This window comes from Bacteroidia bacterium (assembly GCA_016218155.1).
In the GTDB taxonomy this organism is placed as follows: domain Bacteria; phylum Bacteroidota; class Bacteroidia; order Bacteroidales; family GWA2-32-17; genus GWA2-32-17.
In genome coordinates, this window is record JACREQ010000107.1 from 62,214 (window position 1) to 87,582 (window position 25,369).

The 25,369-nt window shown below is 32.6% G+C and carries 18 protein-coding genes; 9 read left to right on the forward strand and 9 right to left on the reverse strand.

Features of this window, described 5'->3' with window-relative positions; translation table 11 throughout:
- Positions 1 to 102: 102 nt before the first annotated feature.
- From HY951_17950 to HY951_17985, 8 genes are all read right to left on the reverse strand, one after another.
- The gene (locus tag HY951_17950; GenBank protein ID MBI5541944.1) at positions 103 to 1,128 is read right to left on the reverse strand and encodes a hypothetical protein; all 1,026 of its coding nucleotides are present in this window, start codon (positions 1,126 to 1,128) and stop codon (positions 103 to 105) included.
- A gap of 43 nt (positions 1,129 to 1,171) precedes the next feature.
- Positions 1,172 to 3,514: a TonB-dependent receptor gene (locus HY951_17955; GenBank protein MBI5541945.1), complete on the reverse strand. Its 2,343-nt coding sequence runs from the start codon at positions 3,512 to 3,514 to the stop codon at positions 1,172 to 1,174.
- Between the two features lie 62 nt (positions 3,515 to 3,576).
- Positions 3,577 to 4,494 (reverse strand): hypothetical protein, encoded by a 918-nt coding sequence (locus HY951_17960; GenBank protein MBI5541946.1) that lies wholly within the window; start codon positions 4,492 to 4,494, stop codon positions 3,577 to 3,579.
- Positions 4,495 to 4,573: 79 nt separating this feature from the next.
- Positions 4,574 to 5,461 carry a T9SS type A sorting domain-containing protein gene (locus tag HY951_17965; GenBank protein MBI5541947.1) on the reverse strand — a complete coding sequence of 296 codons (888 nt, stop codon included), beginning with the start codon at positions 5,459 to 5,461 and terminating at the stop codon, positions 4,574 to 4,576.
- Between the two features lie 152 nt (positions 5,462 to 5,613).
- Positions 5,614 to 7,932 (reverse strand): TonB-dependent receptor, encoded by a 2,319-nt coding sequence (locus HY951_17970; protein ID MBI5541948.1) that lies wholly within the window; start codon positions 7,930 to 7,932, stop codon positions 5,614 to 5,616.
- Complete coding sequence (locus tag HY951_17975; GenBank protein ID MBI5541949.1) at positions 7,933 to 8,874, reverse strand: hypothetical protein; 942 nt, start codon at positions 8,872 to 8,874, stop codon at positions 7,933 to 7,935.
- Between the two features lie 22 nt (positions 8,875 to 8,896).
- Complete coding sequence (locus HY951_17980) at positions 8,897 to 9,460, reverse strand: hypothetical protein (protein MBI5541950.1); 564 nt, start codon at positions 9,458 to 9,460, stop codon at positions 8,897 to 8,899.
- Positions 9,411 to 10,148 carry an ABC transporter substrate-binding protein gene (locus HY951_17985; protein MBI5541951.1) on the reverse strand — a complete coding sequence of 246 codons (738 nt, stop codon included), beginning with the start codon at positions 10,146 to 10,148 and terminating at the stop codon, positions 9,411 to 9,413. The genes HY951_17980 and HY951_17985 overlap by 50 nt, the downstream gene beginning before the upstream one ends.
- 176 nt (positions 10,149 to 10,324) lie before the next feature.
- Here HY951_17985 and HY951_17990 point away from each other — a divergent pair, with 176 nt between their 5' ends.
- From HY951_17990 to HY951_18030, 9 genes are all read left to right on the forward strand, one after another.
- The gene (locus tag HY951_17990) at positions 10,325 to 11,062 is read left to right on the forward strand and encodes a polyprenol monophosphomannose synthase (GenBank protein MBI5541952.1); all 738 of its coding nucleotides are present in this window, start codon (positions 10,325 to 10,327) and stop codon (positions 11,060 to 11,062) included.
- Positions 11,063 to 11,157: 95 nt separating this feature from the next.
- Positions 11,158 to 12,501 (forward strand): dihydroorotase, encoded by a 1,344-nt coding sequence (locus HY951_17995; GenBank protein MBI5541953.1) that lies wholly within the window; start codon positions 11,158 to 11,160, stop codon positions 12,499 to 12,501.
- Positions 12,502 to 12,859: 358 nt separating this feature from the next.
- The gene (locus HY951_18000; protein ID MBI5541954.1) at positions 12,860 to 18,343 is read left to right on the forward strand and encodes a gliding motility-associated C-terminal domain-containing protein; all 5,484 of its coding nucleotides are present in this window, start codon (positions 12,860 to 12,862) and stop codon (positions 18,341 to 18,343) included.
- 150 nt (positions 18,344 to 18,493) lie between these two features.
- Positions 18,494 to 19,462: a glucosaminidase domain-containing protein gene (locus HY951_18005; protein MBI5541955.1), complete on the forward strand. Its 969-nt coding sequence runs from the start codon at positions 18,494 to 18,496 to the stop codon at positions 19,460 to 19,462.
- A gap of 53 nt (positions 19,463 to 19,515) precedes the next feature.
- On the forward strand, positions 19,516 to 20,907 hold the full coding sequence (glmM, locus tag HY951_18010; GenBank protein MBI5541956.1) for a phosphoglucosamine mutase: 1,392 nt from the start codon (positions 19,516 to 19,518) through the stop codon (positions 20,905 to 20,907).
- Between the two features lie 44 nt (positions 20,908 to 20,951).
- Positions 20,952 to 21,512, forward strand: coding sequence for a hypothetical protein (locus HY951_18015; protein MBI5541957.1), 561 nt, complete (start codon positions 20,952 to 20,954; stop codon positions 21,510 to 21,512).
- Positions 21,513 to 21,519: 7 nt separating this feature from the next.
- Positions 21,520 to 22,875 (forward strand): hypothetical protein, encoded by a 1,356-nt coding sequence (locus tag HY951_18020; GenBank protein ID MBI5541958.1) that lies wholly within the window; start codon positions 21,520 to 21,522, stop codon positions 22,873 to 22,875.
- A gap of 3 nt (positions 22,876 to 22,878) precedes the next feature.
- Positions 22,879 to 23,895: an AmmeMemoRadiSam system radical SAM enzyme gene (amrS, locus tag HY951_18025; GenBank protein MBI5541959.1), complete on the forward strand. Its 1,017-nt coding sequence runs from the start codon at positions 22,879 to 22,881 to the stop codon at positions 23,893 to 23,895.
- A gap of 77 nt (positions 23,896 to 23,972) precedes the next feature.
- Entirely contained in the window at positions 23,973 to 24,659 is a 687-nt protein-coding gene (locus HY951_18030; protein MBI5541960.1) for an ABC transporter ATP-binding protein, read from the forward strand.
- Between the two features lie 62 nt (positions 24,660 to 24,721).
- Here the strand turns inward: HY951_18030 and HY951_18035 are convergent, their stop codons facing one another.
- Entirely contained in the window at positions 24,722 to 25,354 is a 633-nt protein-coding gene (locus tag HY951_18035; GenBank protein MBI5541961.1) for a LysE family transporter, read from the reverse strand.
- Positions 25,355 to 25,369: the final 15 nt, after the last annotated feature.

Sequence of the window (25,369 nt, forward strand, 5' to 3'; positions counted from 1 at the left end):
CTATATTCTGAAGCAATAGATACTTCGCTTTGCTCAGTATGACATCTTGGACTGTTTTATATTAGAATGATAATTTAATAATTTAAACTATATCCAACTCTGTTAATTAAATATTCTAATCTCCTGAATTGCCTTAACAGCTCTGTCTGAGAAATAATCCTGAGCTGGAAATACTGAAAATATTCCAAACTTTTTATCTGCGCTTTTATCTATAAAAAGAACTTCAGCATAATCATTACGATTAAATAACTCCGAGAATGTGTAAACACAACGGAATCCATCTTTTGCAATAACAGCAACCATCATGGTTTGAATATCTTTTTTATTTATTGAAGCATATTTTGATAGTACATCTTTAAACATTACACCTTTAAAATCTTTAATACCATGTATCCCTTTACCTCTGCCATAAAAAACAGTATGATATAATTGTTGAAAAGGATTAGAAGGATATTTTTTTAGTGAATCAATTTTTAAATCATTTTTATAAATACTAGTAACAGTGCAGAAAGCAGAAGGCATATCCTTGTTTACGGGATAAGATTTTGGAAATGATTTTACAGTAATCTTTGTTGGACTTGATATATTGCGCTCTGTTAGCAAATCAGAACCAACAATTAATCTTGATTCTGTAGGAAGTGGCCATAAATCTTTTGTTTTAGAAGGAACAATACGGGCAACTCTTGTAGCAATAATAATATTATGTCGATTTACAGGATAATATATTTCCCCCCAACTAACAACTACTTTCTCACCTTTATTGTTTTCAATTTCAACCCATACATCAATCATAGAACCAAATTCTGTTTCTAGTTTCTTTTTAACAACTACATTGTTAAGAATATCATAAAGTGAATAACCATCGTAACGATAAGCTCCAATAAAAGTGTCTTTTTTTGCAATTAAAACTGTTTCTTTTACTATTACATTTCTAAGTGGAAGTGTAGACAAATCAATTTTTATATTGTTAGCTACTTCGCCGGTAATCTCAATTCCAGAGAAAGGCAAATTAATTGTTGGTGCATTATCATAAAAATCATTTGTTTTATCATCAATATCCTGTGCAAAGATTTGAAATGATAACATAGTCATTGCTAGACATAACAAGAAGAAAATTTTGTTTTTCATAATTTAAAGATTTAGTTATATATTGTTAATTATATTTTATAAATTAAAAAACAAATCTTATTGAACCAATTATCATCCTACCAGGACTGGTTTGGGCATCATTGGTTACATATATTTTATTAAAAATATTTTCAATACTTATACTTACTGTCATTCTTTTAATAAATTTTTTTTCAAATCGTATATTAAAAGCTGTATAATCTGGATACTTATCGGTTTTTAAATATTCTTCATCAATTACATTTAAATCATTAATCCATATTTTACCAACATACTTAAACAAAATAGAAGTATTTACAATTTTATTTTTCCATGTAAAACCTGCACTTATTTTGTGGTTGGGAATATCTGTTAGATACTTTCCAGCAAGGCTTGAATCAACTTTTGAATTAATAATTTTATGTTCTGTTATCTGTGCATGTGTATAAGCATAATTTGCGAATATTGTTATACTATCTTTTATATCATATTTAAATTCAGTCTCTGCACCATAAATTTCGACCTGACCGATGTTTTGCTTTTTTAAAATTGGAGCTAATTTATAACCCATGTTTACTGTATCACCTGTGCTAACATAATACATGAAATCTTTTCCAACACTGTAAAAAACAGAACAACTTGCAATTAGTTTTTTGAAAAATGCTTTATCACCTCCTACTTCATATGTGGTAATTAATTCAGGTTTTAAATCAGGATTTGCAACGCTAAAACCTCCCTTTCGCTTGCCGGTTCTGGTCATCTCGTCAAGTATAGGAGCTCTGAATCCTTTAGCAATTGAAATATAAGTTCGGTTAGTATTCGTAAATAAATATTGAGCTGAAAACCTTGGACAGATTGCATTCCAGTTTTTTGAAGGGACTGCTTTATCTTCAAAATTTTTATAAAATTCTATTGAGTATGATGGATAATCAATTGTAAACAAACCATTGTAAAAATGGGCAAAGTCATATCTTGCACCAACATTAATATTTAATTTCTCATTTAAAAATTTTAATTCGTCCTGCAAGAAAACTGCATAAGTCTGCATATTTCCAGTGTTTCTAATTACATCGGTTGAAGTAAAATATGTATCTGTTCCATCTACATTTCCTAATTTATAATTAAATCCGGCAGTAATTTCATTTTTATTAAATTTCTTAGTAGAAAGATCAAATCCATATCCAACATCTTTCCTTTTTGAATCGGCACCATACAGTTGGTACTCCCCTTCTTTCATGTATTCGTATTGCCTTATATAATTTTCGTAAAGATTAAAGAAATTAGCATTCCAGTTAATAATGCCTGTGGTACCGGAATATTTTGCAATTCCAGAATACGTGCGGTGTGTTGAAAAAGCTCCTAAATCTTCAAATACTTTAACGCCATTTCCGCGAATATCATCAAATAAATTAAACTGAACTTCAACATTGTGATTGTTGTTAATTAAATAACCTGCTTTTGCAGTGGTATTAATTTCCTTTAAATAAGTAGGAACTAAAATAGTGTCTGCAAAAGTTTTGAATTCTTCTAATTCAGTAATGTATCCATCACTTTTTCTACCAAAGCCACTTAATCCCCAGTAAAATGAATTTTTGGAGCTAGAATCCTTTGTTGTACCAGACAAACCAATACTTGCTAACATTGTATTGAAAGTACCATACTCAGTCATTACATCTCCTTGAATAAACTTTTTTGGCTTTTTTGAAGTGATTTCAATAACTCCTCCCATTGCACCACTTCCATATTTAGCAGGACCTGGACCTTTTATAACTTTAATTGATTGTATATTGTTTTTATTAATTGCATTCCAATTTACAGAGCCTTCATCAGATTTATTTAATGGTATTCCATCAAGCAATACAAGCGTTCGCGATTGATCATTTGCAGGCAATCCTCTTAAAGTTACAACAGCTTTACTCGAAAATATTCCAAAAGTATTATTCATATTTACCCCAGGCATATAATCAATTAATTGCGGAATGTTTTGCACTGGAGCAGATTCAATATTTTTTACAGAAATAGAACTTATTCTGTTTGCTTGCTCAAAAACGTTTACTTCTCTGGTTGCCGTTACATTTATTTCCTGAGTTGTAATACTCGTTTTATTTAGCCTAATGTTAATATTTATATTCTGACCATTTTTTACAGTAATGTTTTTCTGAAAATCGAGATATCCCAAATAACTTATTTTAACTATATAATTACCAATGGGAATATTAGAAAGAGAAAATCTACCGTCCTTTCCAGTGGTTGTACCATAACTGTAACCTTTTAATAATATATTTGCATCAGCTAAAGGAATATTCGTTTCATTCTCTATTACAATACCTGTAATAGTTCCTTTTTGATTTACCTGACTAATACAGAATATTGGACAAAATAGAAATATGAAAATAAATTTTAGCATTTTAGCTAATTAGTATAATTTAAAATACAAGGAAAATATATCTGATTATATAAATTCAAAATTTATTGTTGAATTTTTATGGCAACATCAATAAAACCACTATCAACAGCTTCTGCATTATTAATTTTCATTAACCCTTTTTTTCCACCACTTGTAACAAAAGGTATAATTTTTCCAGTTGTTGCGAATTTAAATTTCTTTTTTCCCCATATTTCATGATAAGAAACAATAAGCAAACTGTCATTTTGTGCTGCATCAAAAACAGGAGATGTCAATGGAGTATATGTACCATTATCAATACTTATATCCCATTTAGTATAGTTTCTTGTTGTCCAGCTAGTGATTACAGGATATAGCGTCTGGGCAGTTGTACTAAAATTATCCATTTCACCTGATGAAGAAAGTACAGGACCATCTGCAACATTATAATAACATAATACATCTATTTTATTTTGATTAGCAGTAGCCGAATCCTGAATATAGACCATTCCAGTTGATGGGTTCATGAAATGACCATACATTGTACTATTTTGATAACCAATTTTTACAGAAGGAAAATAATATATTCCACCATAAGCAGAATTTGGGTCTTTGTATACATCCATCGAGATTTGAGCTGTCATTCTGTTTCTGTCCATTACAGTAAATACCCAAGTGGCTTTGTTTTCTACATTTTGGTAAAAAAGCTTATCAATATCAAGGCTTAAAGCATTCAAACCAGTATCCATAACCGTAACAACAGTCCCATTTTCGAGTATTTTTTTAATAGTAAAATTTGTTATATTATCAGATGTACCTCTGGCCTGTACTCCAAAAAAGAGCCTATGTCCTACGGCGACTGTATCATTGTTTTTAGTATACGTTGTTCCGACTTTAAAATTTATTGCAGGAGGTAAACTTTCTTCATCTTTCTTTTTACATCCACAAATAATATAAATTGATATTACTATGGCTCCTATTATGCTTAATGTAGTCTTCATAACCTATATATTAAAAAAAACATGACCTAATAATAAGGTCATGTCTATGAATATTAAAAATTAAAATATATATTTAACATTATTCAACAATTACTTTTGAGGTTTGAATTTCACCATCCAAATTAGTTAGATGAATGATATATAATCCCTTTTCAAAACCAGACAAATTAATTCTATTATCATATGTTGTTTCAGTTTCAAATACTAATTTTCCGATAGTATTAAAAATTCGAATAAACTTAATATCTGTGGTGTTTTCAATTATAAAATTTCCATTATTCGGATTTGGATAAATTTGAACTAAATTTTCATTTACATTTGATTCAATTCCTGTAAGTAAAGTACCTGTTACAATAATATTATCAATTTTTGCTATTCCTGTTGCAGCAACTGTACCTCCATTTATATCGAAATTTGAAGTCATTATCCAGCGAATAGAAATACTACTTGTTTGATTGTTACAAGCTGCTGGAAGGTCTATGCCATTAATGACACCAGAAGTCCAATTGTTTGCGCAAACAACAGTTCCTCCGGTAACATCAATCCATGGAGAAGTAGCACCAGTGAGTTTATACTGGACTTTAAAATCCCTTGGTCCAGGATTTGATCCACCACTACTTTGTTTTGAATATAGTTTCAAACTTCCATAGTTTGTAGTTTTACATTTCACCATCCAATAAGATGAATCAACACCATTGTTCCATCCTGTTGATGTTGCTGCACTATCAGGTGCTCCTAATGAACCATTGGTGTAATAAGTTGTAATGGAGTGATAAGAAGGCAAACCATAGGTGCCATATTGTGCACTAATATAGCGAGTTGTATTTATTGTTCCAGCGCTAAAATCTACAATAGAATCTGCTGAACCACTTGGAAAAGTCCAACCAACAATGGTATCCTGAGCAAATAAGTTTGTTGCCCATAGTGGCAAACATAAAATTAACACTTTTGTAAAAATTCTTTTCATACTCATTTTTATTTAGTTATACATTGAAAACTTTCGTCATGCATAAATATGCATATCGCAAATATAATAGCATTTATTATTAAAAAAAATGATTTATAATTGATTTATTAATTCTTTAATAAAGAATTAATTCCGAGATTTAAAAATAAACTTTACTTGAATTTAAAAATCATTTCAAGCATAATAAATCTTCCTATTCCAAGAACTCCTTTTTCGTCGAGAAAGCTATCATTTAATAAATTATCAACCGATAGCGACAATTTATATTTTTCTTTAAAAGTTCTACTAATTTTAACATCAAACAATGAATATGAGCTTGCCTGCACTGTATTTTCATCATCTGTCCACTGAGGAGCTTTATAATGATATCCCATTGCAAAATTAAAATATTTATTTTTCCACCAAAGCGAAGCATTTGCCTGATATGGAGCTACCTCCATTAATTCTTTACCTGTTAAATCATTTACTACATATCCTGTAACATTAAACTCTTTTATAATTGAATGATAATATGAGCCATTTGCTTCAAATAAAATGTTCTTTGTTATATCCCAGTTAAAAGCAAGTTCAGCTCCATAAATTTCTGCTTCTCCAATATTCTGACGTTTAAGAATCGGTTTCATTTTTGTTCCAGCAAAAATACTATCACCGGTTCCAACAAAGTACTGAAAATCGGTTCCCAGCGAATAAAATACAGTTGGTTCAATATTAAAATTTTTAGAAATTTGCCACGACCCGCCTAATTCATAACTATTAATTTTCTCGGGATTTAAATATGGATTTGCAAGTTTTAACCCTTTGGATATATTTCCATTACGGCATAAATCATCGAGCATTGGTGGTCGGAAACCTTTTCCTGCAGAAACATACACTCTGATTTTTTCAGAAATTCTATATTGAACAGATAATTTTGGACTAACCGAATTCCATGAATCTTCTGGTAAATCGCCTACAGTAGAAGCCAAAACTGATGTTGTTGCAGTTGGCTCTTCCATTAAAAACTGACCATGATAAAATTTTACAAAATCAGTTCTTATTCCTGCAATAATTTTTAAATGTTCATTAAAAAAACTTGCTTCGTCCTGTAAAAACAAAGCGTAAAAATTCATATTTCCAAGATTAGAAACTATATCTGTTGATGTATAATATATGTCAGACGCATCAACACTTCCCGATTTAACCTCAACCCCTCCTGTAAAATATTGATGTTTTGTTATTGGTCTGGAAATATTCAATTGAATTCCGTTATCATTTCTATGGGAAAAAGTACCATATAAAACATATTGTGTTATTGCAAATGGTGGAAGCTTATCAGTTTTTAAGCTTTCTTTCTGCTGATGAAAATTTTCTCTTTGAAGATAACAATATACATTAACTTTATATTTCCCTAATTGACTGTAGTACGCAAGTTTTGCAAAATGAGTGGAGAATTTACTGTAACCGCCATCACTATCATAAATCTTAATCCCATCTCCTCTTTTGTCGTCAAAATAGCCATATTCAGCTACAATTTTTGAATTAGAATTAAACTGATAACCTAACCTTCCCTGAATAACTCCTTCTCTTAAATAAGTTTTAATATCTGTTGAATCTCTTGTACTGTCGGGGTAAAGAATATATCCGTCACCTTGTCGGTAAAAAGCACTTACACCGCCAAAAAAACCTTTATTTTCCTTTATTTTTGAAAAATTGTAACGTGCACGTGTTCCTACTGTATTGTAAGTACCGTAAGAAACAGAAACATCTCCGCCATTTAATTTTGAAGGTTCCTTTGTTATAATATTAACCACACCAGACATTCCGTTACTACCATAAAGAGCTGAAACAGGTCCTTTAATTACTTCTATTTTCTCAACATTTTCAGGATCTATTCTATTCCAGTTTATCGAACCTCCATCTGTTTTATTCATTGGAATTCCATCAATTAAAATTAAAGTACGCTGAGCAGAATTTAAACCACGAAGTGTAATACTTGCACTTTTTGAATAAATTCCAGAAAACCTGTCAACATTAACTCCGGTAAAAGATCGTAAATAATCATCAACTGTATTTCCTGCAAAAACCTCAATTTTTTTCTGATTTATGACTTCAATTCTATTTGGAATATCTTTAATATTTCTTTCGTTTTTTGTTGCTGTAACAACAACAGCTGGCATTTCGGCACTATATTGATTAAGACTTATTTCAATATTTGTTACTTTGTTATTTAAAATCTGTGTTAAAATTATTGTATCTGCATATCCTATAAAAGTAACCTGAATACTATATTTTCCTTCAGAGATATTCTTAAAATTAAACTTGCCTTCGTCATCACTACTTGTTCCTGCTTTTATCTCTTTAATCCATAAATTAGCATTTGTTAGAGGTTGTCGGGTTTTACTATCTGATATACTTCCCGACAAGCTACCCTGAGCTAATCCTGAAATAACAGCTGCCATAACAAATAATATGGTGAAAATAAAATACCTCATTTATTTTTGAATCTTCATTGCAAATTCTATTTGTCCGCTTTCCTGCCCGTTAATTGAAATTATTTTAATCAAACCTCGTTTACCTGCCATTGCACCAATTGAAACCTGAAACGGGATAACATAACCGGGTCTTGCCGATTTAAACTTTCTTTTACCTACAGTTGCACTTGTGTAATTTGAAATAATTAAACTGTCATTATATGCCATATCAAACTCCTGTGGAGAAACAGTAAGTGAATCGAATTTATATCTTATTTCATTTCTTGGCAAAGTCCAGTTACTAATATTCGGATAATATGTAGTAACATCGTTATCACTTGGAGAGCCAAAAGTAAAGTCGGTAGGAGGAACATTTAATGAAGCATAATAAGTTATAATATATATACTGTTTTGAATAGCATCAGTAGAATCAGAAAAATATATTGACCCGTTTTCAGGATTCAAAAAACTGCCGATTGAAATTTTATCCTGACAACCCAATATTATTGATGGGTAATAATTTATTTGCCCGAAAACAGAATTTGGATCCTTAGTTAGAGTTATAGTTAAACTGGCCTTCTTCCTATTTTTATCCATTATTGTAAAAGTCCACTTTTCCCATGCAGATGCTCCATATGAAATATTTTTAACAAAGTGCAGATCATTAGTATATAATCCCGAATCCAATGCTATTTCTGTTCCGTTTTCTGTAGTTAAAGTTATTGACAGATTTGTAATGGGTGCATCTTCACTTAAACCACTAATTCCTATTTTTATTGGTAAACCTACGGCAACTATTCTATCTGCAAAAGTATAACCTGCTTCATTAATAAAAGATATTACAGGAGGATTTTCAGATTTCTTTTTACATGAATAAAATGGTATAACAAATAACAATAATAAACACATTATTCGATATGGAATTAAATGCATATCGCAAAATATATTTATAAGTTTTTTCAAATTTGGTTTTAACATTAAGAAATTAGTTCTGAGTTTTATTAGCAAAATATACTAATCCGGCGCCAATTAATCCACCCAACAAACCAAAAATAAAATGTGTAAATAAAGGATATGCAACACCACCTAAAAGTGATTGGTATGGAAAACCTGTAATTAAAGAGATGCCTGAACGAATTAATGGAATTAACATCCAACAAAAACCTGAAGCAATAGCAACAATAAACACATTTGACTTAAATAATTTTGAAATACCAAAAATCAAATCCATAAATACACCTAATAATATGTAAACTATTGGCATAAAAGGATCATCAAATCCTAAGTTGGCAAACATTAATAAAGAAGCAGAACCAAAGCAGGTTAGACTGGCTCCGAAGCTAAATCTTGAAGCAGCACAAGAGGAAACAACTATCATCATAAACAATAATCCGTTCTTGCCTGGCAGGTGCATTGGTATTCTAAGTTTTGCATGAATAAGCATTGCAAGAACTCCCATTAAAAACAAGAAAAGTATTTCTACAGATGTTGCAGCTATTTTATTGGGAAATACTTTTGATATATTCCTTTGAAGCACATTTCCATTCATATTCACTACTATTTTGTTCTTTCTCAACTATTAGAGTAATCTCATTATTTTTATGAATTGGTCTACACCATTCTGTTACCAATATATTTTCATTTTCGGAAACAAAGATACCATCTTTGTCTGAAATATTTTCTAGTCCAATTAATGCTTTATAATCAGAAATTTTAAAGATACCCGTTGTTTCCCTCATATTTTTCATCCAAAGTAAGCGTCCGTCGCTTCCTTCCTTTCTTAAGCCTACAGCAGCCAACGAACCAATAACTCCAATTTTCTCACCCGTAAATCCTTCCAGATATATCTCATTTCTAATTGCAAGCTCATGAGCTTTCTCTTTTGTAAGAATTTCAATTTTAGCCTTATGTCCCCAATTTATAATTTCCTGATTTACTTTTTCATAAATTGCAATACAAAGACCGGCATCCGAACCATCTGCCGCTTCTTTAATTAAATACTCTTTTGAAAACGCAATTACATCTTGCAAAGACGATTTTAGTTCACATAATAAACTGGCTGAGCTATTATGAGATGTATATGGTATTCTTCTATCAAACAACAATTGATGACGGGTAACAGAAATTAAATCAACCAAACCAGCTTTAGCTAATAAAAGACCCAGTTCACGGGCTCTGAACCCTGTACCACGACTTTCTAAATTATCAGTATCGTCAATTGCAATTATTATTTTCATTATAAGGATATGATAAATATTGCATATCGGTTGCAAAAATAATAGAATAGTTAAACTTACGTTATGATATTTTATATTTAATTTTTTTAATTTATTACTTTTTAACCACATTGAGTTTCAAATACAAAAAAATTAAAATTATATTTGCATAAATAAGTAAATCGAAAAAAGAATAAATGTCAGATTCAATTGTAATTATACCAACTTATAACGAAAAAGAAAACATTGAAAAGATTATTCGTAAGGTTTTCTCTTTAACAAAATCATTTGACATTTTAATTATTGACGATGGCTCACCCGACGGAACTGCTTTAATTGTAAAAGATTTACAAAAAGAATTTCCCAAAAGCCTCCATTTAGTTGAAAGAAAAGGTAAGCTTGGTCTTGGAACTGCATATATTGCAGGTTTTAAATGGTGTCTTGAACGTCAATTCGATTTTATTTTCGAAATGGATGCCGACTTCTCTCATAATCCTGACGACCTTATAAATTTATATAACGCATGCAATATTGAAAAACCATCATTATCAATTGGTTCAAGATATAAATCAGGCGTAAACGTTGTTAACTGGCCAATTGGAAGAGTTATAATGTCTTATTATGCTTCTGCATATGTTCGTTTTATTACAGGAATGGATATTCGTGATACCACTGCCGGATTTGTTTGCTATTATAGAAAAGTATTAGAAGCCATACCATTTGATAAAATAAAAATGAAAGGGTATGGATTTCAGATAGAGATGAAATTCACTACCTGGAAAATGGGTTTTAATATTGTTGAAGTTCCTATTGTTTTTACCGACCGTAAACAAGGCACATCTAAAATGAGTGGAGGTATTTTCAGCGAAGCAGTATGGGGAGTTATAAAAATGAAATGGAAAAGTCTTTTTAGGAACTATAAGCAAGCCATTTAGTGTTTTATTAAAATCAATAATTTAAAGATGAAAATTTCAAGCCCTAAGTCTTTTGGAATTTGAAATTTTGGACTTGATACTTGGAAATTAATATTATGCAAAAATATTACATTAAAGGTGCTACAATTGTAAACGAAAATAAAACTTTCATTGGTAACGTATTAATTTCTGATGGAAAAATTAAAGAGGTTTCCGAAAACATTATTGCAAATATTTCATCTGAAAATTTTACTATTATTAATGCTGAGGGATTACACCTATTTCCTGGCGTTATTGACGATCAGGTACACTTTCGCGAACCAGGCTTAACTTACAAAGCAGATATTTACACCGAAGCCAAAGCAGCTGTAGCAGGTGGCATTACATCTTTTATGGAAATGCCTAATACCCGACCACCTGCACTTACGCATGAGCTTTTGCAGGAAAAATTTGATATTGCCGCAGAAAAATCATTAGCAAATTATTCATTTTACTTAGGTGCTTCAAATGAAAATTTAGACATATTGTTATCTGCTGATAAAAATGCAATATGTGGTATAAAAGTTTTTATGGGATCCTCAACCGGAAACATGCTGGTAGATGACGAAAGCACACTTTCAGAACTCTTTAAAAAATCTAAATTACTTATTGCTGTTCATTGCGAAGAAGAAAGTATAATTCGTGCAAATGCTTCACACTATTTAAAGACATTAGGAGAAAATATTTCAGTAAAATATCACCCCCTTATTAGATCAGAGGAAGCTTGTTACACCTCATCAAAAAAAGCTGTTGATTTAGCATTAAAATATGACACAAGATTACATTTACTTCATTTGTCAACCGCTAAGGAATTGGGATTACTATCAAATAAGCCTATAAAAGAAAAAAATATTACCTCTGAAGTTTGTGTTCACCATCTTTGGTTTACGGATGAAGATTATGAAAAATATGGTAACAAAATAAAATGGAACCCTGCAATTAAAACCAGAAACGACAGAGATAAATTAAGAGAAGCATTAAATAATAATATTCTGGATATTGTTGCAACAGATCATGCACCTCATACTTTTGAAGAAAAATCGGCAAATTATTTTCAGGCCCCATCTGGTGGACCATTAGTTCAACATTCACTTTTAACAATGTTAGAAATGAATAAAAACGGAGTGTTTTCTCTTGAAAAAATAATAGATAAAATGTGCCATGCTCCTGCCGAACTTTTTAATATTAAAAACAGAGGTTATATTCGTCCTGATTATTGGGCAGACTTAGTTTTGGTTGATTTAAATAATTCATGGAAAGTTGAAACTGATAACATATTATACAAATGTAAATGGTCACCTTTTGAGGGAACTACATTTAACTCAAAAATAATTACAACTTTTGTTAACGGGATACCGGTATATAATAGTGGCAACTTTAATGAGCAAATAAAAGGAAAGGCTCTTGAATTTAACAGATAGCTGTTTAATCCCATTTTAAGGATTTAGCTTCCTGAAATATGCTTAAAAACAAATCTTAACAGGTTAACTTAAAAATCTTTTAATTTCTAAACAGTTTAGAAACATTCATACTGTTTCGATTTAGTAAATTTTTTAAACTTTAATTGCCTAGTAAACTGTTATTTTATAAATTTGGTGAGCTAAACAGATTTATCATTTTTTTCTAAAAAATTTAAAAAATAAAAAATAACAGAGGGGCAGCCCTCTAAAAAATAATTATTAAAAAACAGATTTTTGCAAACAATAAAAACATCCTTATTATAAGAAAGTTAACAAAATTATAATCATCAGAAACCTTTTACAAAACAAACAACTAATAATGAGACCCATTTTATTTTTATTAAGTTTAATGTTGTTAATTTCAATATCAACATTTGGCCAGATTGGTTTAGACACCTATAGTGTTACAAGAACTACAGGAATTACTTACACAAGTATTTCTGGAACAGGAACTGCAGTTACTACATGGAAGAATGGTGGTGACATAGATAACAACCTGAGTACCGCAATTACAATTCCATTTAGCTTTCCTTACGATGGAGGATCGCATACTTCGGTATTAATTAGTTTAAATGGTTTTTTAACTTTTAATACTGCAACAAATGCAGATGGAGCAGATATACCAGCTTGCGGAACACCAGAACCATATGCCTGGGATAATTCAAATTTTACTTATACCGGAACATTAGGCTCAAGTCAAGCTGTTGCAGCCTTTTATAACGATCTTGTATGTGCTAATGCAGGTGCATTAAATTCCAGTATATATTATTCTACTACGGGATCTGCGCCTAATAGAATTTTTACGGTTCAATGGACTAATATGTATAATTATATTGCATGCAATGATAATTCATGTACTGAAACTCCCGGAAGTCTAAATTTTCAGATTAAATTATATGAAACAAGTGGGAATATTGAATTTGTTTATGGTCCAACAATGACTCAAACTACTTATTCATGTGGAAGTGGGTCATGTTCAGTAGATGAAACTTACACCTCCGGACTAAATTCAAATTCAATCAGCTCAACCCCTACAATAAATCAATTAATAACACAACAAAGTGCAAATACTTCTACGTTTAATAATAACGCTTCAAATAATTTAACAACCTTACCCGCTGCAAACTCAAGAATTACATTTACAAGAACAGCACCACCAGCTGCTGTAAGTTTACCATCATCAGTTACAAATAACTTTCCTGCAAACGGAGCAACAAACCAATGCTTAAATACTATTCTTTCATGGAAAGAAGGAAATGATAATCCTACAGGGTTCGACATATATTTTGGTACCGCAGCAAATCCGCCATTAGTTGTTAGTAATAGCCCTGAGACATATTACAATCCTGGCCCTCTAACAATAAACACAACTTACTATTGGAAAATTGTTCCAAGAAATGCAATTGGTGTTGGAACTTCATTTACAATTTATTCTTTCTCTACTTCATATGGAGATGTTCAACCTACCGAAATTTTATTATCAGGAATTGGTTTTCTTGAGTCGCATGTGGCAGATGGAACAGATGCTTTAGGTCGTCCATTATATTATAACACTTATGCAGTTTGCAGAGATGAAGTAGGAATAGGGACTTTAACTCCGCAGAACTACTATTTATCATCAGGTTCTTCATTAAACTGGACAAACCCAATAATAATTTGTGGTGTGTTAGATGCACTTACCTGCGAAAACGCTTTGCCAAATTCTGATTTATTTTCGGGCAGTTGCGATGTTACTTCTCAAACTCCTGCAATTACTTTAACCGCATTATTAGCTGCTATAATGAGCAATGCATTATGCCCCGGCGAAGATCCATATATTGAGTATAATGTTTTTACAAGAGGATGTAACAACAATATTGGTTGTACAAAAGTAAGATTTCACATACTACCAGATCCTGAACCAGGAGTAGTACAAAATACCGGACAAACAATATGCAGTGGAGGTGATCCTTCTGTCATTGGTTTTTCAACTTTACCGGATCAGAATTATGGCTCTTTTAATTATCAATGGTATTCATACAATGGCAACACCTCTGCACCAACCGGAAGTTCTGTACCTGTTGGCTGGAATTTAATTCCGGGAGCCAGCGGATCAAATTCAGTTTATTATGAACCTTTCTTAACTGCACCAACAGTTCCAACCGGATGGGCTTATACATCAATAGGTGTAAATTCTTCATGTTACGGATTAAATGCACCTGCAGCAGAATTTAATGCAACAAATGACAGAGTAACTACTGCATTATATGCAAGTCCTGTTACAAATTTATCATTCAGATATGGCGCAACGTCATATGTGATTGGTGCAACCTCAAGCTTAAGGCTTGAAGCATGGAATGGAAGTTCATGGGTACTTGTCAATAACTATACAGGATTAAATGGTGATATCATTTTTGGTTGTAATGCTTTGTCAGGAAATTTTAACTTCACTTTAGCTCAAAATTATTTACAATTTCGCTGGACAAGTACAAGACCCACTTTTCCACTAACCGGTCCTATTCTAATTCTGGATGATGTAAATATTACAGTAGGTGTACTACCAACTTATGATCCACCTGCCGGATTAGGTTCCACAACAACATACGCATGTTTAATCAATCCTATTTCAGGCTCGTCTGGATTCTGTGCAAACACATTATGGGCTGATCAGCAATGGGTAGTTACAGTTAGCCCTGGACCAGCTGCACCAGCAGTTACTTCACCAGTAAATTATTGTCAGAATGCTGTTGCTGGTCAATTATCAGCTACAGGATCAGGCTTACTATGGTATACAACAGCAACCGGGGGAACAGGAAGTGGAACTGCCCCAACACCATCAACAACAACAGTAGGAACAACAAGTTATTGGGTTTCACAAACTACAACCTGTGAAGGACCGCGAGCACAAATCACAGTAAATATAAATTCTAATGTTACTCCAACATTTAACTCATATGGACCATATTGTGTTGGAGCTACTCCAGCATCATTACCGGCATCTTCTATAAATGGAATAACCGGAACATGGTCTCCAGCAGCTATTAATACCGGTTCAGCCGGAACTTCATCATATACATTTACTCCAACTGCCGGATTATGTGCTACAACTGCAACAATTTCTGTGACTATTAATTCAAGTGTAACACCAACATTCACCCAATTAGGTCCATATTGTTTGGGACAAAGTCCAGATGCATTTCAATTAACTTCAACAAATGGGATTACAGGAACATGGAGCCCCACCACAATTAACACTAGTGTTAATGGCACTGCAACATATACGTTCACCCCAGATGGAAGCACATGTGCTGTTTCAACAACAATGGATATAACAACCAACTCAGCAACTGCAAATGCTGGTGCAGATCAGGCAATTTGTTCTGGCAATAGCATAACTTTAAATGCTTCAGGAGGCACATCATACAGCTGGTCAGGTGGTATTTCACAAGGAGTACCTTTTACACCTGCAGGAACAGGAAATTTAACATATACAGTAACAGTTACAGATGCTAACTTATGTACTGCTTCTGACCAAGTAACAGTTACAGTTTATACCCTTCCTCCTGCTGATGCAGGAACAGACTTATTGATATGTCCCGGGGGTCAGGCAACTTTGAATGCTTCTGGAGGAACATCATATATCTGGGATAATGGAGTACAACAAGGAATCCCTTTTACACCTGCAACAACTGGCACAACAACTTACACTGTAACAGTAACTGATGCAAACTCATGCACCGCTATAGATTCAGTGCACGTTACTATGGATAACATTGTAGCTAATGCAGGAACAGATCAAATAATATGTTCAGGTCAAACAGTTACTCTTACAGCAACCGGTGGAGATTCATACCAATGGGACAATGGGGTAGCTCAGGGAGTGCCATTTACTCCTTCAGGCACATTAACATATACAGTAACTGTAACAGTTGCAAGTGCATGTTCAGCTACAGATCAGGTTCAGATAACAGTAAATCCAAGCCCAACAGCAGATGCCGGAATAGATCAGGCAATATGCCTTGGGAATAATGTTACATTAACAGCAACAGGAGGGGTTTTATACTCATGGTCAAATGGAGTTTTGCAAGGTGTTGCATTTACTCCATCTTTATCTGGAAACACTACTTATACAGTAACTGTTACTGGAGCAAACTCATGTACCTCAACAGATCAGGTTGTAGTAACCGCGAATGCACTACCAAACGCAGATGCCGGTTTGCCTCAGACAGCCTGTATTGGGCAACAAATAAGCCTTACAGCAACCGGAGGTAATTCATACGTTTGGGATAACGGAGTTGTGCAATCTGTTTTATTTGTACCTGCAAATATTGGAATAACAACTTACCATGTAACAGTTACTGACGGTAATTCATGTTCTGCAATTGATTCGGTTAATGTTACAGTAAATAATATTATCGCAAATGCTGGTAATGATCAAACAGTTTGTTTCGGACAATCAGTTACACTTACAGCAACCGGTGGAACAACATACAATTGGGACAATAGTATAACTCAAGGAATTCCTTTCAGTCCTGGTGTTATTGGAATAACAACATACACAGTTACCGTTACAGATGCAAATTCCTGCACAGCAACCGATCAGGTAGATGTAACAGTAAATATTTCACCATCTGCAAATGCCGGAACTGATCAGAATATTTGTATAGGTCAAACGGTAACATTAACAGCAACAGGTGGAATTACTTATACATGGGATAATGGAATTCTGCAAGGTGTTTTATTTACTCCTTCCGCAATTGGCACAACTACATATACTGTAACTGTAACAGGTGCAAACGGATGTACAGCAACTGATCAGGTTCTTGTAAACTTAAACGCTTCACCTACCCCACAAATTACCGGAACACTCACAGTTTGTCAGGGATATACAATGAACTATTCAACTACAAATATTAATGGCCATATTTACACCTGGTCGATAACAAACGGTACTCCTGCAACAGCAACATCTGCAACCGTAGCTGTAACTTGGGGAAATAGCACAACAGGTACTCTTCATTTAACAGAAACTATTGCTTCAGCATCATGCTCGGCAAGTGACAGTGAAGTAGTAGTTATACATGAAACCCCTGTTGCAATAGCATCAAATGATGCGACTGTTTGTCATGGAACAGGAATTACTATTAACGCAAGTTCAAGTACAGGAACACCTCCTTTATACTATACCTGGAACCAAAGTTTAGGTACAGGTGCAGTGCAGAATATTAATCCTACTGTAAGTACCGTTTATACTGTTACAGTTTCAAACACGGACAATTGTGCAACTGTTGACAGTGTTGTTGTGACAGTTTATTCCATACCTCAGTTTTCACTTGCCTCAACAAATGCAACATGCGACGATTATAAAGACGGAACTGCGACTGCAACAATCACAACTGCAACACAACCAATTGCATTATTGTGGTCAAACGGTGCAACTGTTGCTAACCTTACTCAAATCGGTGTTGGTGTTTACTATCTAACTTTAACAGACGGTACCGGTTGTGCAACCATTGACTCTGTAGTAGTAGGAAGCTTAGATCAATTTAATTGTTTAGAAATTCCGACTTTATTCTCACCTAACGCAGATGGCAAAAACGATAAATTTGAAATAAAACATATAAATCTTTATCCTTTAGCTAAAGTTGAAATATATAACAGATGGGGTAATTTGCTTTACAAATCTGACAACTATGCTAATCCTAGTAACTGGTGGGATGGAACCTGGAAAGGGAAAGAATTACCAATGGGATCATATGTTTTTATCCTGACATTATCTCCTGATATGGATCCGATACAAGGGGTTGTGAGTATTGTTAAATAATTAATTCTGAATATTTTTAATTAACACTTATAGAAATCTATAAGTGTTAATTTTTTATTACCATAGTTAAACTCTGATATCAACAATCTGTTCTTTATAAATTATTTTATTATTTCTCATTTTTAATAATTCAGTTCGTATTTTTATTACATGAACTATAGTGTAATAAAGTACATACTTTTTCTTCTTTGCCTTAACACACAGTTATTTGTTATAGCACAACAAAAAAGAATAACCCGTGCAGAATATATTTCAACATATAGTGATTGGGCAATAAGAGAAATGAAAAGAACAGGTATTCCTGCAAGTATTACTTTAGCACAGGGCTGCCTTGAATCAGATGACGGTAACAGCTGGCTTGCACGCGAAGCGAATAATCATTTTGGTATTAAATGTCACACCTGGGATGGTGAAAAAGTATATAAAGATGATGATGCAAAAAATGAATGCTTTAGAAAATATTCGAGTGCAAAAGAGTCATTTGATGATCACGGTGATTTTTTGGTAAAAACTAAAAGATACGCTGCATTGTTTCAATTAAGTTCAACTGATTATAAAGGTTGGGCAAAAGGATTAAAAGAAGCAGGTTATGCCACAAATCCCAAATATCCCGAGCATTTAATTAAAATAATTGAAGACAACAAACTTTACGAAATAGATAAAGGAATAAAATTCAATGCTTCCAAAAAGGACAGCACTCAAACCAAACAGAAAAGAAAAACAGGCGACATAGATAACTTTGCAATAACATCATTAGGTCGTGAAATAAAATTACATAACAGAATAAAATATATTACTGCAAAATCAGGTGATAGCTTTGATGCGATTGCAAAAGAACTTGATATGTTTACATGGGAATTATTAAAATATAATGATCTTACCCGCGATTCTGTTTTACGAATAAATCAGATTTTATACATTCAGCCAAAACGAAATAAAGCAGAATTTGGAAAAGATACACATATAGTAAAACCTGGCGAAACAATAAACAGCATTTCACAATTTTATGGAATAAAAATCAAGAAGCTTTTGATTAAAAATAATCTTAATCCATCAGATAGTGTAAAAACTGGAGATGTTCTTAATTTAAGAAAACGGAAAATGCCCGATAAAAAATAATATACATTTTGTGAGTTGCCCTTTTTTATGCAAATTTGAAAAAAATAAACCTTATGCCATTAATTAAATCAATTTCAGGAATACGCGGAACCATTGGTGGAGCCACAGGCGACAACCTTACTCCTTTTGATATACTACGATTTACAACAGCTTACGGACAATGGGTAAAAGAACAGTCAAAATCAAAAACAATTACTGTTGTTGTTGGTCGCGATGCAAGAATTTCGGGACCTATGGTTTCAAACATTGTAATAGGTACACTTACAGGCTGTGGAATAAATGTAATTGATTTAGGTTTAGCATCAACTCCTACTGTTGAAATGGCAGTTATATATGAAAAAGCATCGGGTGGAATTATTATTACTGCAAGCCATAACCCAAAACAATGGAATGCATTAAAACTTTTAAATAACAAAGGAGAATTTCTTCCTGATGATGACGGAAAAAAAGTTTTAAAATATGCAGATAACAATTCACCTAAATATAGCGAAGTTGAAAAATTAGGTTCCGTAACAATAATTAATAATTACAACAAAAAACACATAGATAAAATTCTTGCATTGCCTCTGGTAAATAAAAAAGCAATTGCCGGAGCAAAGTTTACTATACTTGTTGACGGAATAAATTCGGTAGGCTCTGTTGCTGTTAAAGAATTACTAACTGCTTTAAAAGTAAAAAAGATTATTGAAATTAACAATATACCCAATGGTATTTTTGCACATAACCCTGAGCCACTTCCCGAGAATTTAATTGAAACAATAAATAAAACAGTTAAGTCAAAAGCAGATTTAGGAATTGTTGTTGACCCTGATGTTGACCGCCTTGCATTTATTTGCGAAGACGGGACTTTCTTTGGTGAAGAATATACCTTAGTTTCTATTTCTGATTATGTACTTTCAAAAACTCCGGGGAATACTGTATCTAACTTAAGTTCTTCAAGAGCATTAAAAGTAATAACAGAAAAACACAAGGGGAAATATACCGCTTCTGCAGTTGGAGAAGTGAACGTTGTTAAAAAAATGAAAGATACCAAAGCAATAATTGGTGGCGAAGGTAACGGAGGCGTAATTTACCCAGAACTACATTATGGTCGTGATGCTTTGGTGGGAATTGCTCTTTTTCTAAGCCAACTTGCAATCAGTAAATTAAAATGTTCGGAATTAAGAAAAACATTTCCCGATTATTTTATCTCTAAAAACAAAATAGAACTAAAAAAAGGCATTGATACTGATAAGATCATCAAAGATATGCATAAGAAATATTCAAAATTACCTTGTTTAACAGTAGATGGATTAAGAATAGATTTTGAAAACGAATGGGTGCATCTTAGAAAATCTAATACCGAACCAATTATCAGAATTTATGCTGAATCCGCTTCAATAAAAAATGCCGATAAACTTGCAAAAAAAATAATAAAGGAAATAGAAGAAATTTCAAAATCATAAAAAAAATAATCCGTTTTTTTAATTTTACCCTTAACTTTGCTTTAATGAAAACATTTTACCTGCTACTAATTGTTTTATCTTCTTTCTTCATTATTTCTTGTGATGATTTAAGTTCTCCATATCCAGCTGGAAAAACATGTCAATCTTACATTGACACAACATTAATTGGTTTCTGGGAACCTGTAAAAATCGAAAACTTTGCAGACAGTAATTTACCAGTAGACTCGCCAATGATAGCAATTGCTCCTTTTAATAAAAAAGAATATCTCGTTCAGTTTTTAAATATTGACGATTCCGGCAAAGCCCATGTAAAAGATATGGGAACATACAGAGGATTTATTTCGTCAATTGGAAAACATAAAGTTGCAAATATGGTTATGATCTCTCCCGAAATAAACAATAAAACAGAATACATAATTTACCCTTTTGAGCTTTCGGGAGACACTTTAACTTTTTACAGTTTTTATTCAAAAAAAGTAAATCAGGAATTTCATTCTACCTGCCAACTTAGAAAGTTTTTGAAAAAAAATATCGGAAACAAATCTTTGTATTCTTCTATCAGAAAATACAAAAAGAAATATTTCAAATCCTTAAACTTAAAATAGACATTACATGAGAATTTCATTAATTTTTATAGCATTATTTATTTCACTAATTGTAAACGCTCAGTCAAAAAGTGAATGCACAGTAGGAAATTGCGATAACGGCTACGGTACTTATGTTTGGGGATCTGACAGTGAATATGCAGGAGATAAATATACAGGTTACTGGAAAAACGGACTACGTGACGGAGATGGAACATATTACTGGGCATCAGGTTCTAAGTACGTTGGAATGACACGTGAAAACAAATTTGATGGATACGGAATTCTATACTATAGTGGTGGCGACAAATTTGAAGGCAACTGGGAAAACAATAAAAGAAACGGAACAGGAACCTATACATATGCTGACGGATCAACTAAAACCGGAACCTGGAAAGATGATGAATACGTTGATGCAAAAATGTCTGGTTGTATTACCGGAAATTGCTCAGATGGCTATGGAGTTTATATCTGGCCAAATGGTGAAAAATATGAAGGAGTTTGGAAAAACGATAAAAGAAACGGACAAGGAACCAACTATTTTATTTCAGGAGAAAAATATGTTGGAGAGTGGAAAGATGATTTGCGTTCAGGTTTTGGAACAAATAATTATAAAGACGGTTCTACAAAAACCGGTTATTGGTTAAACGATAAATATCAGGGTACAACAAAGAGCACAGTGGCTACAGGCTGCCTTTCCGGCGATTGTGATAATGGTTATGGAGTTTTCGTTTTTGATTCGGGAGAAAAATATGATGGAAACTGGGTAAATAAATATCGTACAGGGAAAGGTGTTAACTATTTTGTTTCAGGTGCAAAATATACAGGCGATTGGCTTAATGACAAAAAGAACGGTCAGGGCACATATGAATATTCTAATGGTGATGTTTATACCGGACAATTTGTAAATGATGTTTTTGAGGGACAGGGAATTTACACATATTCAAATGGAGATAAATATATAGGCGAATTTAAAAGTGGTAAGTTTCATGGTGAAGGATCAATGTTGTATAAAGACGGTGTAAAACAAATTGGTAAATGGGATAACGATAAATTTTTAGGTGATTCCAAATCTGGTTGCATCTCCGGTAATTGTAGTAGTGGTTTTGGCGTTTGGGTTTCGTCGGCCGGAGATAAATACGAAGGAACATTTAAAGAGGGAACCTTTGAAGGTCAGGGAACATACACTTTAGTTAGCGGTGATGTTTATAACGGTGGATTTAAAAGCGGCACTTACGAAGGAATAGGAACTTATAAATTTACCGATGGAAGAAAATATATTGGCGAATGGTCTAATGGTAAATATAACGGACAAGGCACATTGTTTAAAACCGACGGAACTAAACAAACCGGCACATGGAAAGACAATAAATTTGTAAACTAAATTTTGAAACCAGGTTACAAAGAGGCTTTATACTGGCACAGTGTTACAAATGGAATAAAGTGTAAACTTTGTCCTCACGAATGCCTTATTAAAACGGGAAATCATGGTATTTGCAAAACCCGAATTAATATTAACAACGTATTATTTACTAAAGCATTTGGAAATATCTGTTCTGCAAGTATTGATCCTATAGAGAAAAAACCGTTATTTCATTTTTTACCATCATCAAAAACATTTTCATTTGCAATAGAGGGTTGTACTTTTCATTGTCTTAATTGTCAGAATTTTTCTATTTCACAAAAAGAGCCGGAAGAAATTTCAAAATATAATTTTACTCCTTCAGAAATAGTAAAGTTTGCAATAAAAAATAATTGTACATCTATTTCATTTACATATTCCGAGCCAGTTGTTTTTTATGAATTCATGCTGGAGACCGCAAAACAAGCCAAACAAAGTGGAATAAGAACAGTAATGGTTTCAAACGGATATATTAACAAATTACCATTAGAAGAACTTTCACAATTTATTGACGCAGCAAACATTGATTTAAAATGTTTTGATGAAAATATTTACAAAAAACTTACAGGCGGAAAATTAAGTGCAGTTTTAGAAACAATAAAAACATTAAAAGAAAAGGGAGTCTGGTTAGAAATAACAAATTTAATAATACCTGAATGGACTGACAATATTGGCTCTATAAAAGAAATGTGCAAATGGCTTTTTAAAAATAATTTATCAGAAGTACCATTACATTTTAGTAGATTTTATCCTACATTTAAATTAATTAACCTCCCTCCTACTAATACTGATATACTTTTAAAAGCAGTTGATATTGCAAAACAAGAAGGGTTAAAATATGTATATCTAGGAAATATCATGAATAACGATAATGAAGATACACATTGTTACAGTTGCAATAAATCTTTAGTTAAAAGAAATTATTTTACAATTACAGAAAATTTAATCGAAAACGGGAAGTGCATTTATTGTGACAATTTAATTTCCGGGATATGGGAGTAAGTCGCTATTACTTTGAGAATTATTATTAGAAGATTAAATTCTTTTTAAAATTAAATTCTTTTATACCTTTGTAATCTATGATTGAAGCAATAGATATAAAAAAGTCATTTGGCGATTTTCAGGTTTTAAAAGGCATTAACCTTAAAATTGAGAAAGGCGAAATTGTTTCTATAGTTGGTGCCAGTGGTGCCGGAAAAACAACTTTGCTTCAAATTCTGGGCACATTAAGCCGTCCTGATAGTGGCAAAGTAATCATGAACAACACAGAAATCTCAAAATTAAACGAACGTCAACTTGCTAAATTCAGAAATCAGAACATTGGATTTGTATTTCAGTTTCATCACCTTCTTCCGGAATTTACAGCATTAGAAAATATTTGCATTCCCGGTTTTATAGCACACAAACCACGACATGAAGTTGAACACAGAGCACATGAAATACTGGGGTTTTTAAATTTAAACGACAGAGCAAAACATAAACCTAAAGAACTTTCGGGTGGAGAAAACCAAAGAGTTGCTATTGCAAGAGCATTGGTAAATAACCCAGAAATTGTATTAGCCGATGAACCTACGGGCAATTTAGACACTGCCAATACTCAGGAATTTTTTAGTTTACTTTTATCGCTTCGCGAAAGATTTAATCAGACATTTGTTATTGTAACACATAACACAGAATTAGCAAATGTATCCGACAGAATCTTTGTAATGCGCGATGGACAAATTATTGACGAAGTAACAAGTATTCAAAGTACTTTACATTTGTAGTACCATAGTCACACTTCTAACCACCACTTCAGACTCAAACAGTGACTTTAGGATGTATTTCACTAAATTTTAAAGAAGATTGTTGCAACGAGCACAAATAATCCAAAAAGTACAATTACAGCACCGGTAATTTTATTAATCCACCACAATCGTTTTAACCGGAATTTTGATCGAAATAAGTTAACAAAGTTTACAAGTATTAACCACCAAAACATTGCACCCACAAAAACTCCAACAACTAAAAGAACTAAATCAAAAAAACTATTTTGAACTTTAATTAAACCCGAACTCGCAAACACTGCTCCAAAAACAAATACAGTTACAGGATTTGACAGTGTTAAGAAGAATATTGAAATAAAGTCGGCTAAAAGATTATTCTTTTTAAATTTTTGTTTTCTGATTTGTATTGCAGGATTTGTTAAAAATATTCTTAGTCCTAATAAAATAAGAATTGCACTTCCAACTATTCTTAAAACAAATTGTTGCTGTTCTATAAAATCAGAAATAAAGCTTATTCCAAAAGCAGCAATAATTGCAAAAAAAGTATCAGATGTAGCTGCCCCTGCACCAGAAACCATACCTGCCCAACGACCTTTATTTAGTGTTTTTTGAATGCAAATAAGACCAATAGGGCCAAGAGGTAACGAGGCCGAAAAACCTAAAATAATCCCCTTTATAAAAATCATTATTCCCATTTACATTCTTTTATT

Coding starts and splice junctions, on each gene's coding strand:
- HY951_17950 (MBI5541944.1), bottom strand. CDS start 1,128: ATGAAAAACAAAATTTTCTTCTTGTTATGTCTAGCAATGACTATGTTA.
- HY951_17955 (MBI5541945.1), bottom strand. CDS start 3,514: ATGCTAAAATTTATTTTCATATTTCTATTTTGTCCAATATTCTGTATT.
- HY951_17960 (MBI5541946.1), bottom strand. CDS start 4,494: ATGAAGACTACATTAAGCATAATAGGAGCCATAGTAATATCAATTTAT.
- HY951_17965 (MBI5541947.1), bottom strand. CDS start 5,461: ATGAAAAGAATTTTTACAAAAGTGTTAATTTTATGTTTGCCACTATGG.
- HY951_17970 (MBI5541948.1), bottom strand. CDS start 7,932: ATGAGGTATTTTATTTTCACCATATTATTTGTTATGGCAGCTGTTATT.
- HY951_17980 (MBI5541950.1), bottom strand. CDS start 9,460: ATGAATGGAAATGTGCTTCAAAGGAATATATCAAAAGTATTTCCCAAT.
- HY951_17985 (MBI5541951.1), bottom strand. CDS start 10,148: ATGAAAATAATAATTGCAATTGACGATACTGATAATTTAGAAAGTCGT.
- HY951_17990 (MBI5541952.1), top strand. CDS start 10,325: ATGTCAGATTCAATTGTAATTATACCAACTTATAACGAAAAAGAAAAC.
- HY951_17995 (MBI5541953.1), top strand. CDS start 11,158: ATGCAAAAATATTACATTAAAGGTGCTACAATTGTAAACGAAAATAAA.
- HY951_18000 (MBI5541954.1), top strand. CDS start 12,860: ATGAGACCCATTTTATTTTTATTAAGTTTAATGTTGTTAATTTCAATA.
- HY951_18005 (MBI5541955.1), top strand. CDS start 18,494: ATGAACTATAGTGTAATAAAGTACATACTTTTTCTTCTTTGCCTTAAC.
- glmM (MBI5541956.1), top strand. CDS start 19,516: ATGCCATTAATTAAATCAATTTCAGGAATACGCGGAACCATTGGTGGA.
- HY951_18015 (MBI5541957.1), top strand. CDS start 20,952: ATGAAAACATTTTACCTGCTACTAATTGTTTTATCTTCTTTCTTCATT.
- HY951_18020 (MBI5541958.1), top strand. CDS start 21,520: ATGAGAATTTCATTAATTTTTATAGCATTATTTATTTCACTAATTGTA.
- HY951_18030 (MBI5541960.1), top strand. CDS start 23,973: ATGATTGAAGCAATAGATATAAAAAAGTCATTTGGCGATTTTCAGGTT.
- HY951_18035 (MBI5541961.1), bottom strand. CDS start 25,354: ATGGGAATAATGATTTTTATAAAGGGGATTATTTTAGGTTTTTCGGCC.